Origin of the sequence: Burkholderia sp. BCC1208 (assembly GCF_902833095.1) — a bacterium.
In the GTDB taxonomy this organism is placed as follows: Bacteria; Pseudomonadota; Gammaproteobacteria; order Burkholderiales; family Burkholderiaceae; genus Burkholderia.
This window is the reverse complement of the sequence record NZ_CADFDY010000012.1, coordinates 104730-121591: the sequence shown is the minus strand read 5'-3', so window position 1 is coordinate 121591 and position 16862 is coordinate 104730. Positions and strand designations below refer to the sequence as shown.

At 66.8% G+C, this 16862-nt stretch carries 9 protein-coding genes and 1 pseudogene; 7 read left to right on the top strand and 3 right to left on the bottom strand.

The window, feature by feature from the left end:
* Positions 1-2: 2 nt before the first annotated feature.
* The gene (locus HWX09_RS27760; RefSeq protein ID WP_027781169.1) at positions 3-422 is read right to left on the bottom strand and encodes a rhodanese-like domain-containing protein; all 420 of its coding nucleotides are present in this window, start codon (positions 420-422) and stop codon (positions 3-5) included.
* 114 nt (positions 423-536) lie between these two features.
* On the opposite strand from HWX09_RS27760, the gene ftrA reads away from it, so the two are divergent.
* From ftrA to HWX09_RS27730, 6 genes are all read left to right on the top strand, one after another.
* Positions 537-1499: a transcriptional regulator FtrA gene (ftrA, locus tag HWX09_RS27755; protein WP_027781168.1), complete on the top strand. Its 963-nt coding sequence runs from the start codon at positions 537-539 to the stop codon at positions 1497-1499.
* Positions 1500-1584: 85 nt separating this feature from the next.
* Complete coding sequence (locus HWX09_RS27750; RefSeq protein WP_027781167.1) at positions 1585-2655, top strand: nitronate monooxygenase; 1071 nt, start codon at positions 1585-1587, stop codon at positions 2653-2655.
* An 80-nt stretch (positions 2656-2735) separates the two neighbouring features.
* Positions 2736-4190: a M20 family metallopeptidase gene (locus tag HWX09_RS27745; protein ID WP_027781166.1), complete on the top strand. Its 1455-nt coding sequence runs from the start codon at positions 2736-2738 to the stop codon at positions 4188-4190.
* 60 nt (positions 4191-4250) lie between these two features.
* On the top strand, positions 4251-5360 hold the full coding sequence (locus HWX09_RS27740) for a malate/lactate/ureidoglycolate dehydrogenase (protein WP_027781165.1): 1110 nt from the start codon (positions 4251-4253) through the stop codon (positions 5358-5360).
* Positions 5357-6040 (top strand): TfoX/Sxy family protein, encoded by a 684-nt coding sequence (locus HWX09_RS27735; protein ID WP_175888607.1) that lies wholly within the window; start codon positions 5357-5359, stop codon positions 6038-6040. The genes HWX09_RS27740 and HWX09_RS27735 overlap by 4 nt, the downstream gene beginning before the upstream one ends.
* Positions 6041-6304: 264 nt before the next feature.
* Positions 6305-6883: an NnrU family protein gene (locus HWX09_RS27730; protein ID WP_027781163.1), complete on the top strand. Its 579-nt coding sequence runs from the start codon at positions 6305-6307 to the stop codon at positions 6881-6883.
* 14 nt (positions 6884-6897) lie between these two features.
* Here HWX09_RS27730 and HWX09_RS34015 read toward each other — a convergent pair.
* Together HWX09_RS34015 and HWX09_RS27720 are read right to left on the bottom strand one after the other, a co-directional pair.
* Positions 6898-7352, bottom strand: a pseudogene (locus HWX09_RS34015) (amino acid permease); the annotation flags it as partial.
* Positions 7353-7367: 15 nt separating this feature from the next.
* Entirely contained in the window at positions 7368-8105 is a 738-nt protein-coding gene (locus HWX09_RS27720) for a sulfite exporter TauE/SafE family protein (RefSeq protein ID WP_027781160.1), read from the bottom strand.
* Positions 8106-9267: 1162 nt separating this feature from the next.
* On the opposite strand from HWX09_RS27720, the gene HWX09_RS27715 reads away from it, so the two are divergent.
* Positions 9268-16803: an Ig-like domain-containing protein gene (locus tag HWX09_RS27715; RefSeq protein ID WP_027781159.1), complete on the top strand. Its 7536-nt coding sequence runs from the start codon at positions 9268-9270 to the stop codon at positions 16801-16803.
* Positions 16804-16862: the final 59 nt, after the last annotated feature.

Sequence of the window (16862 nt, the reverse complement as noted above, 5' to 3'; positions counted from 1 at the left end):
GATCAGGCGGCTTCGGCACCTGCCGACTGCACTTCGTTGCTCAGCGCGAAACCTTCGTCGAGCCAGCCCGTCACGCCGCCGATCATCAGCTTGACCGGGCGGCCGAGGCGGGCGAGCCGGATCGCCGCACGCGCGGCGCCGTTGCAGTGCGGCCCCGCGCAGTAGACGACGAAGAGCGTGCCGGCCGGGTAGCCGGCGAGCTTGCTTTCGATGATCTTGCGGCGCGGCAGGTTGCGCGCGCCGGGCACGTGGCCGGCGGCGAACTGGTCGGGACCGCGCACGTCGAGCAGCACGAAATCGGGCGTGCCGGATGCGATTGCGTCGTGCACGTCCCAGCAATCGGTTTCGAAGCGCAGCGATGCCTCGAAATGCGCGAGGGCGGCGAGGCTGTCGGCCGCGGGGACGTCGGTGACGTAGGACATGGTCAGGCTCTCCGGGTTGAACGGGCACGGAACGCGCCGCAATGGAGGGCAGTATCGCGGTTCGGCGCGTTTGGCGGCAGTGGCGCGATCGACAAGTTCCGGTAACATCGCGCCATGCACAATCATCTCGTCGTCGCACTCGCCTACGATCGCCTCTGCACGTTCGAATTCGGCTGCGTGGTCGAACTGTTCGCGCTCGAGCGCCCCGAACTCGGCGTCGACTGGTATCGCTTCGCGGTATGCGCGAGCGAGCCGGGGCCCGTGCGGGCGGCGGGCGGCATTACCGTTGCCGCGCCGTACCGGCTCGCGACGCTCGATCGCGCGGATACCATCGTGATTCCCGGCTGGCGCGATCCGGACGAGCGGCCGCCGGAACCGTTGCTCAAGAAATTGCGGGCCGCGCACCGGCGCGGCGCACGGCTCTGCTCGATCTGTTCGGGCGTGTTCGTGCTGGCGGCGGCCGGCGTGCTCGACGGCCTCACCGTGACGACTCACTGGCGGTATGCGGAACGCCTGCAGGCGCGTTATCCGGCGCTGCGCGTGAATCCGGATGCGCTGTACGTCGACGCAGGGCAGGTCGTCACGTCGGCCGGCTCGGCGGCGGGGCTCGACATGCTGCTGCATCTCGTGCGCCGCGATCATGGCGGCGCGATCGCGAACCGCGTTGCGCAGCGCCTCGTGCTGCCGCCGCATCGCGACGGCGGGCAGGCGCAATTCGTGCCGCGTCCGGTCGCGCCGGGCGGCACCGACCGGCTCGCGAAGCTGATCGACTGGATGCGCGCGCATGCGGCCGAGCCGCACACGCTCGCATCGCTCGCCGCGCAGGCCGCGATGAGCACGCGCACGTTGCAGCGTCAGTTCGCGGACGCGACGGGAATGTCGCCGCTCGCGTGGCTGATCCGCGAACGCGTGAACGTCGCGAAGGACATGCTCGAAGCGCAGCCCGCGTTGTCGCTTGCGCAGGTGGCGGCGCGTGCGGGATTCGGTTCCGAGGAATCGCTGCGCCGGCATTTCCGGCGCGTCGCGGCGACGAGCCCGGCCGCGTATCGGCGCGGGATGGATCGCGGCGGCACGTAGCAGGCGCCGGGCGGGAGGGCTCGTGCGCGACGATGAAAAGAACAACCCGTGTGGCGACGGCCACTCATTCCGAACAAGGATGCCGATGACGATGCTGCCTTCCCGTTTGCCGTTGATCCAGGCCCCGATGGTCGGTTCGCTGAGCCCGCTCGCGATTGCCGTGTGCGAAGCCGGCGGGCTCGGTTCACTCGCGTGCGCGGCGCTCGGCCCGCAGCAGTTGCGCGACGAGATCGCGGCGATCCGCGCGCGCACGGCCGCGCCGTTCAACGTGAATTTCTTCTGTCATGCGCCGCCCGCGCCCGATGCCGAGGTCGACGCGCGGTGGCGCGCGGCGCTCGCCGGCTACTACGCGGAAGCCGGCTTGGACTCGGCCGACGTGAAGGGTGGCCCTGGCCGCGCGCCTTTCGACGATGCGATGTGCGCGGTCGTCGAGGACCTGCGGCCGGCCGTCGTCAGCTTCCATTTCGGACTGCCGGACGACGCGCTGCTCGACCGCGTGCGCCGCACGGGGGCGCGGGTGGTGTCGTCCGCGACGACCGTCGAGGAGGCGCGCTGGCTCGATGCACGCGGCGTCGACGCGATCGTTGCGCAGGGGGCGGAGGCCGGCGGCCATCGCGGGATGTTCCTGACCGACGATATCCACGCGCAACCGGGTCTGTTCGCGTTGCTGCCGCAGATCGTCGATTCAGTGCGCGCGCCGGTGATCGCGGCCGGTGCGATTGCCGACGGGCGCGGCATCGCGGCCGCGTTCGCGCTGGGCGCCCGCGCGGTGCAGATCGGCACCGGCTACCTGCTGACGCCGCAGGCTGGCCGTTCAGCACAGCATCGCGCGGCCGTGCGCGCCGCCCGCGACGACGGCACGCGCATGACCAACCTGTACACGGGCCGCCCCGCACGCGGGCTGCTGACGCGCTTCATGCGCGAACAGGGGCCGATGAGTGCGCTCGCGCCCGCGTTTCCGCTCGCGACGGCCGCGGTCGATCCGCTGCGCGGCGCGTTCGAGCGGCAGGGCCGCGACGATTTTTCGCTGCTGTGGTCGGGCGAGGCCGCGGCGCTTGCGCGCGAAGAGGATGCCGGTGAACTGACGCGGCGCCTGTGGCGCGACGCCCTCGCATGCGCGGCCGGGCTGCGCGACGCGTTTCCGAAGGCGGTCTGAACGGCGGGGAAGGGGGCGCCGGCGCGGGGGCATCGGCGTATCATCGGGTTTTTCGTCAGCCCGATCCAGGCACCCCCACCATGACTTCCGTCGACACTACCCCCGTCCTCGACCATGACAAGCTCGTGACCTTCGTCGAGCGCAAGTGGAACGATGAAATCCTCCATGCCCTGACCGACTACATCGCGATTCCCGCGAAGAGTCCCGCATTCGACCCCGACTGGGCGAAGCGCGGCTATCTCGAGCGCGTGGTGACCGATGCCGCGCAATGGGCCGAACGCCAGCCGGTGAAAGGCCTGAAGCTCGAAATCGTGCGCCTGCCGGGCCGCACGCCGGTGATCTTCTTCGAGACGCCCGCGACGCGTTCGGGCAGCACCGACACGATCCTGCTGTACGGCCACCTCGACAAGCAGCCCGAATTCGACGGCTGGCGCGCGGACCTCGGCCCGTGGACGCCGAAGTTCGAGAACGGCAAGCTGTACGGCCGCGGCGGCGCGGACGACGGCTATGCGATCTACGCGAGCCTCGCGGCGCTCGGCGCGCTCGACGAGCAGGGCATCGAGCGGCCGCGCTGCGTCGGCCTGATCGAGACCTGCGAAGAGTCGGGCAGCTACGACCTGCTGCCGTACGTCGACGCATTGCGCGACCGGCTCGGCCAGGTGTCGCTCGTCGTCTGCCTCGATTCGGGCGCCGGCAACTACGACCAGATGTGGCTCACCACGTCGCTGCGCGGCCTCGTGTCCGGCGACCTGCAGGTCGAGGTGCTGGAAGAAGGCATCCACTCGGGCGTCTACGGCGGCATCGCGCCGTCGAGCTTCCGCGTGATGCGTCAGTTGTTCGAGCGCCTCGAAGACGCGAAGAACGGCAATCTGCTGCCGGGCGCGTTCCATTGCGAGATTCCGTCGAGCCGCGTGCGCGAAGCCGAGGCGGCCGCCGCGATTCTCGGCGACACGGTGTGGAAGGGGCTGCCGTGGGCGTGCGGCGCGGACGGCAAACCCGTGCTGCCGACCACGACCGATCCACGCGAGGCGCTGCTGAATTCGACATGGCGCCCGTCGCTGTCGGTGACCGGCGCGGCCGGCATGCCGGCGCTCGCCGATGCGGGCAACGTGCTGCGTCCGCGTACCGCGTTCAAGCTGTCGCTGCGCCTGCCGCCGCTCGTCGACGCCGTGCAGGCCGTGCAGCAGCTGAAGGCATTGCTCGAACTCGATCCGCCGTACAACGCGAAGGTCACGTTCAAGCCGGACGCGGGCGCTGCGACAGGCTGGGCGGCGCCGGATCTCGCGCCGTGGCTCGCGTCGTCGCTCGACGCCGCGTCGCGCCGCCACTTCGGCGCCGACTGCGCATATATGGGCCTGGGCGGCACGATTCCGCTGATGAACGTGCTGCAGGAGGGCTTCCCCGCAGCGCAATTCATGGTGTGCGGCGTGCTCGGGCCGAAGTCGAACGCGCACGGCCCGAACGAGTTCCTGCACGTGCCGTACGCGAAGAAGCTCACTGCGGCGGTGGCCGACGTGATCGCGACCGCGCGTTGATCGTCGCAACGTCCGACGTGCCGATTGCCCGACCCGAACCGACTTGATGGAGTGTTGCCGATGATCGCACTGCCGACGCCCGATGCCGAACCGCTGCGCATGCGCGATGAACCGCTGCATGCATTCGTTGAGGCACTCTGGGAACGGGCCGGCAGCAACCTGCGCGAGGCGACGCTCGTCGCCGATCACCTGGTCGGCGCGAATCTCGCGGGCCACGATTCGCACGGGATCGGGACGATCCCGAACTACGTCGCGTCGTGGCGGGAAGGGCAGTTGCAACTGAACGGGCACGCGTCGATCGTCCGCGACGGCGGCGCGGTGCTGACGATCGACGGCGGCCGCGGCTTCGGCCAGGTGATCGCGTTCGAGGCGATGGTCGAAGGGATCGAGCGCGCGCGGCGCATGGGCATCTGCACGATCGGGCTGCGCGACGTTCATCACCTCGGCCGCATCGGGCACTGGGCCGAGCAGTGCGCGCGCTCGGGGCTCGTGTCGTTCCATTTCGTCAACGTGCCGGGCGACCTGCTGGTCGCGCCGCTGCACGGCACCGATCCGCGTTTCGGCACGAACCCGTTCTGCGCCGCGTATCCGCGGGCGGGCAAGGCGCCGCTGTTGCTCGATTTCGCGACGAGCGCGATCGCGTACGGCAAGACGCGTGTCGCCTACAACCAGGGCAAGCGCGTGCCGGCCGGCGCGCTGATCGACCATCGCGGCCAGCCGACCGACGATCCGGCCGTGATGCACGAGCAGCCGTTCGGCGCGCTGCTGCCGTTCGGGTTGCACAAGGGGTATGCGCTCGCGGCGATGTGCGAGATATTCGGCGGCGCGCTCGTGGGCGGGCATACGACGTACGGCGATACGCTGCAGAAGACGAGCGCGATCGTCAACGGGATGCTGTCGGTGCTGATCGATCCGACAGCGTTCGACGCGGCCGACGCCGAACGCGAAGCCGATGCATTCGTCGCTTGGGCGAAGGCGTCGCCGCGGGCCGGCGATGCGCCGGTGCAGGTGCCCGGCGAGCCGGAAGAGGCGAGCCGCGCGGTACGCGGCACGGCCGGCATTCCGGTCGACCGCGCGACGTGGCGGCAGATTCGCGAGAGCGCGGCGGCCGTCGGTTTCGACGCCGCCGAGCTCGATGCGTGGACGCGGCGCTGCGAGGCACCCGCATGAGCTGGCAGGCGGAGAAGGCGCACGGCGAGGAAATCGCGTATCAGCTTGCGCCGCTCGGGACGGTCGCCGTCGCACGGTTCTTCAGCGGTGCGGCCTTGCGGCTCGACGGCGTGATGTTCGGTTTCATGTCGCGCGGGTCGCTGTTCCTGCGCGTCGACGATGTGAACCGCCCGGCGTTCGTCGCGGCGGGGATGGGGCCGTTCTCGTATGCGCGGCCCACGCGCACCGTCGCGCTCGAAGGCTATTACGAAACGCCGGCCGACGTGCTCGAGGATGCGGGCGCGTTGTTCGACTGGTGCCGCAGCGCGTATCGCGCGGCGCTGCTGGCCGGGCCGCCGAAGCGCAAGGCGAGGGTGGCGTCGAAGACGGTATCCGGGGCAGGGCCGAAAGTCGCCCCGACGGCCGCCCCGAAAGCAACGCCGAAAGCAACGCCGAAAGCAACGCCGAAAGCAACGCCGAAAGCAACGCCGAAAGCAACGCCGAAAGCAACGCCGAAAGCAACGCCGAAAGCAACGCCGAAAGCTGCAGCGAAGCTTGCATCGAAGCCGGAGCCGAAAAAGGTGTCCAGGCCAGCGGCGAAATCCGCATCGAAGCCGGCGTCGGCGCAGAATGCGAAACCGGCCTCGAAATCATCACGTGCACCGGCGCCGAAGGCCGCGACGAAGCGCAAGCAGACGTAGCACCGACCGCGCGGCGCGACAGCCTCGCAATTTTTCGCTTTCCTTTCTTTCAGGCATGCCGGCACGAACCGGCCCACGAATGCATCGAGCTTGACGCGCCGCACATCGGGCATGCTTCACAACGGCGGCCCCGGCGTTTATGATCGGCGCGGGTTGCGCCCGTGCCTGGCGCGACCCGCACCGGCCTCGCCGCCGGCTCCGCGAACGGCGCACGGACGCCGCGTGGAATGCTTCCCCACTCATCATTCCAGATGGAGACAGCCGATGCTCGTCCTGATTCTCGGTTTAGCGATCTTCCTCGGTGTGCATTCGATCCGGATCGTCGCCGACGGCTGGCGGTCCGCGACGATCGAGCGGATCGGCGAGAAGGGCTGGAAGGGCGGTTACGCGATCGCGTCGATCGTCGGCTTCGTGCTGATCGTCTGGGGGTACGGGATCGCCCGCGCGGGCGCGACGTTGCTGTGGGTGTCGCCGGTCGGCGTGCGCCACCTGACGGGCATGCTGACCGCGATCGCGTTCGTGCTGATCGCCGCGTCGTACGTGCCGCGCAACCGGATCAAGACGCTCGTCGGGCATCCGATGCTGGCAGGCGTGATGGTCTGGGCGGTGGCGCACCTGCTCGTGAACGGCACCGTGCACGCGGTCGTCCTGTTCGGCGCGTTCTTCGTGTGGTCGATCGTCGATTTTGTCGTGTCGCGTGCACGGGACCGCCGCGACGGGGTCCGCTATCCGGCCGGTGGGCTGGCCGGCGACGTCGCGGCCGTTGCCGCCGGACTCGTCGCCTGGGCCGTGTTCGCGCTGTTCCTGCACGGCCCGCTGATCGGCGTGCGGCCGTTCGGCTGAACGGAACGCGCACCCGCGCCGCTGCTCTTCGCGAGCAGCAGGAACAAATCTCCGCCGCTCGCGAAGTGCATGCCGAGGATCGACACGCAGATGGTGAGGCACAGCACGAGCGCGTTCATCGGCACGCCCTTCGCGTTGGCGCGGCCGAACATCGCGGGCGCGTGGCCGCGATGGCTCAGCGAGGACAGCACGCGCGAGTTCGAGAACAGGAACGAGTTCGTCACGGACATGAACGACACGAACAGCGCGTCTTCGTCGCGACGGCTGCCCCCGTGAAGCCCGCCATGCCGAGCAGCGATACATACGGCGATTTCAGGTTGACCTTGTCGGTCCATGACATGCACAGGATGAGGATCGACACCGAGCCGACGTAGAACACCATCACGCGCACGATCGCGCTGTTGATCGTGCGGATCACGTTCCTGCTCGGGTTTTCCGATTCGCCCGCGGCCATGGCGGCGATCTCGGTGGGACGAGCGTGGCTTCAGATCGGTTTGACGAACAACCCGACGGTCAGCAGTGCGCCGATGCAGACGATCGCGATCCGCAGCACGCGTTCGTTCACGCGATGCAGCGCCCACGCGCCCAGCAGGCCGCCGACGATCGCGCCGCCGCCGAGCGCGATAGCCGCGTGCCAGTGCAGGTGCGGCGAAGTGAGGAACAACACGACCGCCGACGCGTTCATCACGCCCGCGAGCGCGTTCTTGGTCGACATCGCGTGGCGTGGCGGCAGGCCGGCCATCGTCAGCGCGGCCATCATCAGGAATCCGATGCCACCGCCGAAGTAGCCGCCGTAGACCGCGATCAGGAACTGCGAGACCCCGGTCGCGACGGGGCCGAGATGTCGCGCGCCCGCGCCCGGCTTGCGGAAGAAACTGCCCCACGCGAACACGACCGTCGCGAACAGCACGAGCCACGGCACCAGTTGCGAGAAGATCGACGACGGCGTTTTCAGCAGCAGCAGGCCGCCGAGCGCGCCGCCGGCCACGCTGATCGCGAACAATGCGCGAAACGGCAGCTTGCCCACGCCGCTCACCATGGTCCGGCTTGCCCAGCCCGTCGTGACCTGGCCGGGGAACAGTGCGACCGTCGACGTGATGTTGGCCGCGAGCGGTGACATTCCCGACACGATCAGCGCGGGCAGCGTGACGAACGAACCGCCGCCCGCGAGGGCGTTCTGGAGGCCGGCCCACAGGCCGGCGACGATGATGAGAGCAAGCACGATCGATTGATCCGGGATATCCGACCTGCAACCGCTGACGGGCCAAGCCCGCCGCGCGAGGATGCACGATGGTAATTCAGGACCGCCGTCCACGCACGCACGTTCGCGCCATGCGGGCGATGACCGGTGCGCGGACAAAACGCGCACCGATTATCTATGGCGAGGATTCAATTTGGACAAAACCTCATTATTTATTTCCTTTTTAGGATTTGTCAGATTTGGTTTTTTGGGAAGCTGGTTTTCCGGTGTGACGGATATCGTTACAGCGAAGACTGAATTGAATTCCGGGTGTTCGGCAGACGGATGTGGAGGTTTGGCGGCGCCGTGGATGGCTACGGGCTTTCGATAGAGATCGACAAGAACGAAAGGGCCCGAAAAGATCCTTGTTCCCGACGAGGTTTGTAGCCGGATGCGACGCGCCGGAATACACGGCCTCAATATAGTTGCATGCCGCTATCTGATTTCGTTTTCGTTCCGGGACGTGAGCCCATGCGGCCGGGCTTTTCGAGATAACCAAATCGCGATAAATCATTGTCGAGACAATGAATTCGACGAATCAATCCTGCAAATTGTTTATCTTTTTATAGTGATGGAAAAATATATGAGCGAAAGACTGAAAATATTTGTAAAAGCTTCAACGGAGTGCAATCATGTCCATGAAAGATCGGTGTAATCTAAATGCAGGCACGAGCGGTACATAAAGAGAGTAATGGTGCACCGCGACAATTCGCCTTGATCGAGCGAATTGTTGATTATTCGCGATAAAAGGAAATAACTAATATGGCGAGGGCGGTAGAGATGCAGATCCAATATCAAACCAAAAATCGCCGTATGGAGAAAATCCGCGGCACAAGGGCCATCAAACACATACGTCTGTCGGGGTGGTGCGCCGTAGTGGGCCGTTTCCCGGCACGCAGGGCGAACGGCTTTTCCGGCCGTCTGGATTCCTCGCTGATTCCATAGCAGCCCCGGCTCCTTTCCTCTTCCTTTTCCGTTATAGACCGTCTCGGGCGGGCTAGCGGCTCATTGCGTCCCGCGTGAGCCGGATACCCGATTTGCAGCGGCGCGAAATCGCGTCGTGCCCCGTCGCGCCTGTTTGGTTGAACGTTTGCCCGTCAGCGACGGGCCAGGTTTGTCACCCCCATCTACAAGGAGTCGGGCAATGGTTTCCTCGTCGGTCTTGAGCAATCACGTCGATGTTCCGGTCGCCAATGGTTCGCAGGTCGTCGCGTCGCCGGGCGGTCCCGCCAATTTCCTGCTGTCGGCTCACAAGGAGGACGTGGCCAACTACGCGCGCTCCGGGAACGACCTGGTCGTCGAATTCAAGGACGGCCGAACGGTGCGCGTGCAGGCGTTCTTCGAGAACGGCGCGGATTATCACAATCTCGTCTTCGTCCAGGACGACGGGCGATTTCTTGTGCAGTTCGGCCCCGCCCTGCAGGCGACCGGCGACGGCATCGTCGATTCGGCGCTCGTCTATGCGCCGATCGGCGACGGCTTGTCGACCGGTGCCCTGCTCGGAATACTCGGCGGCGTCGCAGCGGCCGGCGGCATTGCGGCAGCCGCGGCCAGCGGCGGCGGCGGGGATGGTGGCGGTAGCGGTGGCGGCGGCGGAACGCCGACCGGACCCGCGCGACCGGCGATCGACTCGATCGATGGGCAGCCGATTGGCGGCAACGGCAATATCGTCACGGGTCGGGCGTCGCCGACGATCGCCGGTTCGGGTGCTCAGCCGAACGCGACCGTGACGATCCAGATCGATGGTCAGACGGTCGGTACGGTGACCGCGGACGCGAACGGGCACTGGTCGTACACGCCCGGTACGTTGCCCGAAGGCGCCCATCAGATCACGGTGACGCAGACCGACAGTAGCGGCAATACGAGCGAGTTGAGCACGGTGGGGATCGTGGTGGATACGGTCGTGCCGGAAACACCTGCGATTACGGCCGTCAACGACGATGCGCAACATCCGGTTGCGATCAGCGGTGCGACGCACGATACGACTCCGACGTTGAGCGGTACCGCGGAAGCGGGGAGTACGGTGAGGGTCTATGACGGTACGACGTTGCTGGGGACGACGACGGCGGATTCGTCCGGGAAGTGGACGTTCACGCCGAGCACGGGTTTGGGTGAAGGCGCGCACTCGATCACGGTGACTGCAACGGATACGGCAGGTAACGTGAGTGCTCCGAGCACGGCCTTCGATCTGACGATCGATACGACGGCTCCGGCATTGCCGACGGTGAACGCGACGGACGGTACGTCGCTGTCTGGCACCGCCGAAGCAGGCGCAACGATCAACATCGACACGAATGGCGACGGTACGCCGGACGCAACGGTGACGGCCGATCCGAGCGGGGCGTGGACGTATACGCCGTCGACCCCGTTGCCGGTCGGCACGGTTATTGGTGTGACGGCTACGGACGCGGCGGGCAATACCGGTCCGTCTGCCTCGGTAACGGTGGCTGGCGACACGACGGCACCCGCGGTGCCGGTCATCGGCACCGTGGCGGACGACGTGGGTTCCGTTGTTGGTGCGATCGTTTCTGGCGGCAGTACGGATGATGCGGCGCCGACGTTGAGCGGTACAGCGGAAGCGGGCAGCACAATCAATGTGTACGACGGCCCGACGTTGCTGGGCACCACGACGGCAGATTCTTCCGGAAACTGGACGTTCACGCCGACCACGGCGCTGGGTGAAGGCGCTCACATCCTGACCGTCACTGCAACCGATACGGCAGGCAACGTGAGTGCTCCGAGCACGGCATTCAATCTGACGATCGATACGACGGCTCCTGCATTGCCGACGGTGAATGCGACGGACGGTACGTCGCTGTCGGGAACGGCGGAGGCGGGCGCGACGGTCAACATCGATACGAATGGCGACGGTACGCCGGACGCAACGGTGACGGCCGATCCGAGCGGCGCGTGGACGTATACGCCGTCGACCCCGCTGCCGGCCGGTACGGTAATTGGCGTGACGGCTACGGACGCGGCAGGCAATACGGGTCCGTCTGCCTCGGTGACGGTGGCTGGCGACACGACGGCACCCGCGGTGCCGGTCATCGGCACCGTGACGGACGACGTGGGTTCCGTTATTGGTGCGATCGCTTCTGGCGGCAGTACGGATGACGCAACGCCTACTCTTGCCGGTACCGCGGAAGCAGGCAGCACGGTGAGCGTGTACGACGGCACGACCCTGCTGGGCACGACGACGGCCGATCCGTCCGGAAACTGGACGTTCACGCCGAGCACGGGTTTGAGCGAAGGCGCGCACTCGATCACGGTGACTGCAACGGATACGGCAGGCAACGTGAGTACTCCGAGCGCGGCATTCAACCTGACGGTCGATACGACAGCTCCGTCGATTCCCACAGTGAATGCGACGGACGGTACATCGCTGTCGGGAACGGCGGAGGCGGGCGCAACGGTCAACATCGACACGAACGGCGACGGCACGCCGGACGCCACCGTAACGGCCGACCCGAGCGGCGCGTGGACGTATACGCCGTCGACTCCGCTGCCGGCCGGTACGGTAATTGGCGTGACGGCCACCGACGTGGCAGGCAATACGGGTCCGTCCGCTTCGGTAACCGTGACTGGCGACACGACGGCGCCGGCTGCGCCGATCATCGGCACTGTGTCGGACGACGTGGGTTCCGTTGTCGGCGCAATCACTTCTGGTGGTACTACTGATGATGCGACGCCGACATTGAGCGGTACCGCGGAAGCGGGTAGCACGATCAATGTGTACGACGGCACGACCCTGCTGGGCACGACGACGGCCGATCCGACCGGAAACTGGACATTCACGCCGACCACTGGCCTGGGTGAAGGCGCTCACAGCCTGACCGTCACCGCAACCGACACCGCAGGCAACGTGAGCACCCCGAGCACGGCCTTCGACCTGACGATCGATACGACAGCCCCATTGATTCCGACGGTGAACGCGACGGACGGTACATCGCTGTCGGGAACGGCGGAGGCGGGCGCAACAATCAACATCGATACGAATGGCGACGGCACGCCGGACGCCACCGTGACGGCCGATCCGAGCGGCGCGTGGACGTATACGCCGTCGACCCCGTTGCCGGCCGGCACGGTAATTGGTGTGACGGCTACTGATGCAGCAGGCAATACGGGTCCGTCCGCTTCGGTGACCGTGACTGGCGACACGACGGCGCCGGCCGCGCCGATCATCGGCACCGTGTCGGACGACGTGGGTTCCGTTGTCGGCGCAATCACTTCTGGTGGTACTACTGATGATGCGACGCCGACATTGAGCGGTACCGCGGAAGCGGGTAGCACGATCAATGTGTACGACGGCACGACCCTGCTGGGCACGACGACGGCCGATCCGTCCGGAAACTGGACGTTCACGCCGAGCACGGGTTTGAGCGAAGGCGCGCACTCGATCACGGTGACTGCAACGGATACGGCAGGCAACGTGAGTGCTCCGAGCACGGCCTTCGATCTGACGATCGATACGACAGCTCCGGCGATTCCGACGGTGAACGCGACGGATGGTACATCGCTGTCGGGTACGGCCGAAGCGGGCGCGACGATCAACATCGACACGAACGGCGACGGCACGCCGGACGCCACCGTAACGGCCGATCCGAGCGGTGCGTGGACGTACACTCCATCGACTCCGCTGCCGGTCGGTACGGTGATTGGCGTGACGGCCACCGACGTGGCAGGCAATACGGGTCCGTCCGCTTCGGTAACGGTGACGGGTGACGCTACCGCGCCTGCGGCACCGATCGTTGTTAGCGTCACGGACGATGTCGGTTCCGTTGTTGGTGCGATCGTTTCTGGCGGCAGTACGGATGACGCAACGCCTACGCTTGCCGGTACCGCGGAAGCAGGCAGCACGGTGAGCGTCTATGACGGCACGACGCTGCTGGGCACGACGACAGCAGACCCGACCGGAAACTGGACATTCACGCCGACCACCGGCCTGGGTGAAGGCGCACACAGCCTGACCGTCACCGCAACCGACACCGCAGGCAACGTGAGCACCCCGAGCACGGCCTTCGACCTGACGATCGATACGACAGCCCCATTGATTCCGACGGTGAACGCGACGGACGGTACATCGCTGTCGGGAACGGCGGAGGCGGGCGCAACAATCAACATCGATACGAATGGCGACGGCACGCCGGACGCCACCGTGACGGCCGATCCGAGCGGCGCGTGGACGTATACGCCGTCGACCCCGCTGCCCGTCGGCTCGGTGATTGGCGTGACGGCCACTGACGCAGCAGGCAACACCGGTCCGTCCGCCTCAGTGACAGTGACGGGCGACACGACCGCGCCTGCGGCACCGATCGTTGTTAGCGTCACGGACGACGTGGGTTCGATCGCCGGCCTGCTGACGACGGGTGCAGCGACGGACGACACGACCCCGACGCTTGCCGGTACGGCGGAAGCAGGCAGCACGGTGAGCGTGTATGACGGCACGACACTGCTGGGCACGACGACAGCAGACCCGTCCGGAAACTGGACGTTCACGCCGAGCACTGGCCTGGGTGAAGGCGCTCACAGCCTGACCGTCACCGCAACGCACACGGCAGGCAACGTGAGTACTCCGAGCACGGCCTTCGACCTGACGATCGATACGACAGCCCCGGCGATTCCGACGGTGAACGCGACGGATGGTACATCGCTGTCGGGTACGGCGGAGGCGGGCGCAACAATCAACATCGATACGAATGGCGACGGCACGCCGGACGCCACCGTAACGGCCGACCCGAGCGGCGCGTGGACGTATACGCCGTCGACCCCGCTGCCCGTCGGCTCGGTGATTGGTGTGACGGCTACTGATGCAGCAGGCAATACGGGTCCGTCCGCCTCGGTGACCGTGACTGGCGACACGACGGCGCCGGCCGCGCCGATCATCGGCACCGTGTCGGACGACGTGGGTTCCGTTGTTGGCGCAATCACTTCTGGTGGTACTACTGATGATGCGACGCCGACATTGAGCGGTACCGCGGAAGCGGGTAGCACGATCAATGTGTACGACGGCACGACACTGCTGGGCATGACGACAGCAGACCCGACCGGAAACTGGACATTCACGCCGACCACCGGCCTGAGTGAAGGCGCTCACAGCCTGACCGTCACCGCAACGGACACCGCAGGCAACGTGAGCACCCCGAGCACGGCCTTCGACCTGACGATCGATACGACAGCCCCATTGATTCCGACGGTGAACGCGACGGACGGTACATCGCTGTCGGGAACGGCGGAGGCGGCCGCAACAATCAACATCGATACGAATGGCGACGGCACGCCGGATGCCACCGTGACGGCCGATCCGAGCGGCGCGTGGACGTATACGCCGTCGACTCCGCTGCCGGCCGGTACGGTAATTGGCGTGACGGCCACTGACGCAGCAGGCAACACCGGTCCGTCCGCCTCGGTAACGGTGGCTGGCGACACGACCGCGCCTGCGGCACCGATCGTTGTTAGCGTCACGGACGACGTGGGTTCGATCGCCGGCCTGCTGACCACGGGTGCAGCGACGGACGACACGACCCCGACGCTTGCCGGTACGGCGGAGGCGGGCAGCACAATCAATGTGTACGACGGCACGACGCTGCTGGGCACGACGACGGCAGACCCATCCGGAAACTGGACCTTCACGCCGACCACCGCCCTGGGAGAAGGCGCTCACAGCTTGACCGTCACCGCAACCGACACCGCAGGCAACGTGAGCACCCCGAGCACGGCCTTCGACCTGACGATCGATACGACAGCCCCATCGATTCCGACGGTGAACGCGACGGACGGTACATCGCTGTCGGGCACGGCCGAAGCGGGCGCAACGCTCAACATCGACACGAACGGCGACGGTACGCCGGATGCCACCGTAACGGCTGATCCGAGCGGCGCATGGACGTACACTCCATCGACCCCGCTGCCGATCGGCACGGTGATCGGCGTGACGGCCACCGACGCGGCCGGCAACACCGGTCCGTCCGCATCGGTAACGGTTGCAGACCTGACGGCACCGGCCGCACCGATCATCGCTACCGTCACGGACGACGTCGGTTCGATCGCCGGCCTGCTGACCACGGGTGCAACGACGGACGACACGACCCCGACGCTTGCCGGTACGGCGGAGGCGGGTAGCGCAATCAATGTATACGACGGCGCGACCCTGCTGGGCACGACGACGGCAGACCCATCCGGAAACTGGACCTTCACGCCGACTACCGGTCTGGGAGAAGGCGCACACAGCCTGACCGTCACCGCAACGGACACCGCAGGCAACGTCAGCGCACCGAGCGCATCGTTCGCGATCACGGTCGATACGACCGCCCCGACCGCGACGGCCACGCTCACGACCCTGACCGACAACACCGGCGTACCCAACGACTGGATCACCGGCGACACGACCCCGACCCTGGGCGGCACGCTGAACGCGGCGCTCGGCGCGGGCGAGGTCGTCCAGGTCAGCCTCGACGGCGGCGCACACTGGACCAACGCGACCGTCAACGGCACGAACTGGACCTGGTATGCACCGGGCGTGTTGTCCGCGGCCAACTACACGGCGACGGTGCGCGTCGTCGATGCGGCGGGCAACCTCGGCCCGACGACCTCGCAGCTTTTCACGATCGATCCGAACGTCGCACCGGTCGTATCGGCGCAGGCGTCGGGGAACCTGCTCGGGATCATCGGCGCGAATCTGCTCAACCTGATCGATTTCAGCACGCAGCAGGCGTTCTCCGCATCGGACTACAACAACAACCTCGATCACGTGACGCTGCACTACGGCGGGTTGATCGGCCTCGGCGCGCTGCAGTTCAACGCGAACCAGGCGCTGGCGAACGAACTGGGGCTGCACTTCAACGTCGTCAACAACCCCGGGATCCTCGGCTTGATCGGGCCGTCGTCCGACCTGACGATCACGGCGACCGACGGCGGCACGATCGACAACCTGAAGCTCAACGAGTTTCTCGGTTCGATCACGCTGAACGGCGGCCTCATCAGCGTCAGCGCGCTCGACAGCGTGACGATCTCCGCGACCGACAAGACAGGCCTGTCGGCGTCGGCCACGGCCGGTCAGTTGCTGAATGCGAACCTGCTCGGCTCGACGCAGTCGGCGTCGATCATCGAGGGGACGTCGGGCAGCGATACCGTCACCGGCACGTCCGGCAACGACCGCCTGTACGGCTACGGCGGTGACGACGTGCTGAACGGCGGCGACGGCAACGACCTGCTGCGCGGCGGTGCCGGCAACGACACGCTCGACGGCGGCAACGGCAACGACATCCTGATCGGCGGCGCCGGTAACGACACGCTGACGGGCGGCGCCGGCACCGACGTGTTCCTGTGGGAAGTCGTCGGCGCGGACAACACCGGCGGCAACGGTCAGGACGTCATCACCGACTTCCAGCTGGCCAGCGGCCCGACCGATACGAGCGGCGACAAGATCGATCTGTCGAAGCTGCTGGTCGGCTACACGACCGATGCCGACGGACCCGCACACTACGTGGACGGCGTGCCCACGATCGATGCGGGCGACACGATCGGGCAGTTCCTGTCGGTGACGAACGTCGGCGCCGATACGGTGATCAGCATCGATCGCGACGGCGCCGGGACGGCGTTCGGTTCCGAAACCCTCGTCACGCTGAACAACGTGACGACCAACCTGGAGACCCTGCTCGCAAACCAGCAGATCATCGTCTGACCGCGGCGCGACGGGGAGGCCGGCCTGCCTCCCCCGACACGGCGAGCCCCGTCGCATCG

Excerpts from the sequence above, each read along its gene's own strand:
- HWX09_RS27740 (WP_027781165.1), top strand. The coding sequence starts at position 4,251 with ATGATCGCACTGCCGACGCCCGATGCCGAACCGCTGCGCATGCGCGAT.
- HWX09_RS27750 (WP_027781167.1), top strand. The coding sequence starts at position 1,585 with ATGACGATGCTGCCTTCCCGTTTGCCGTTGATCCAGGCCCCGATGGTC.
- HWX09_RS27715 (WP_027781159.1), top strand. The coding sequence starts at position 9,268 with ATGGTTTCCTCGTCGGTCTTGAGCAATCACGTCGATGTTCCGGTCGCC.
- HWX09_RS27730 (WP_027781163.1), top strand. The coding sequence starts at position 6,305 with ATGCTCGTCCTGATTCTCGGTTTAGCGATCTTCCTCGGTGTGCATTCG.
- HWX09_RS27760 (WP_027781169.1), bottom strand. The coding sequence starts at position 422 with ATGTCCTACGTCACCGACGTCCCCGCGGCCGACAGCCTCGCCGCCCTC.
- HWX09_RS27745 (WP_027781166.1), top strand. The coding sequence starts at position 2,736 with ATGACTTCCGTCGACACTACCCCCGTCCTCGACCATGACAAGCTCGTG.
- ftrA (WP_027781168.1), top strand. The coding sequence starts at position 537 with ATGCACAATCATCTCGTCGTCGCACTCGCCTACGATCGCCTCTGCACG.
- HWX09_RS27735 (WP_175888607.1), top strand. The coding sequence starts at position 5,357 with ATGAGCTGGCAGGCGGAGAAGGCGCACGGCGAGGAAATCGCGTATCAG.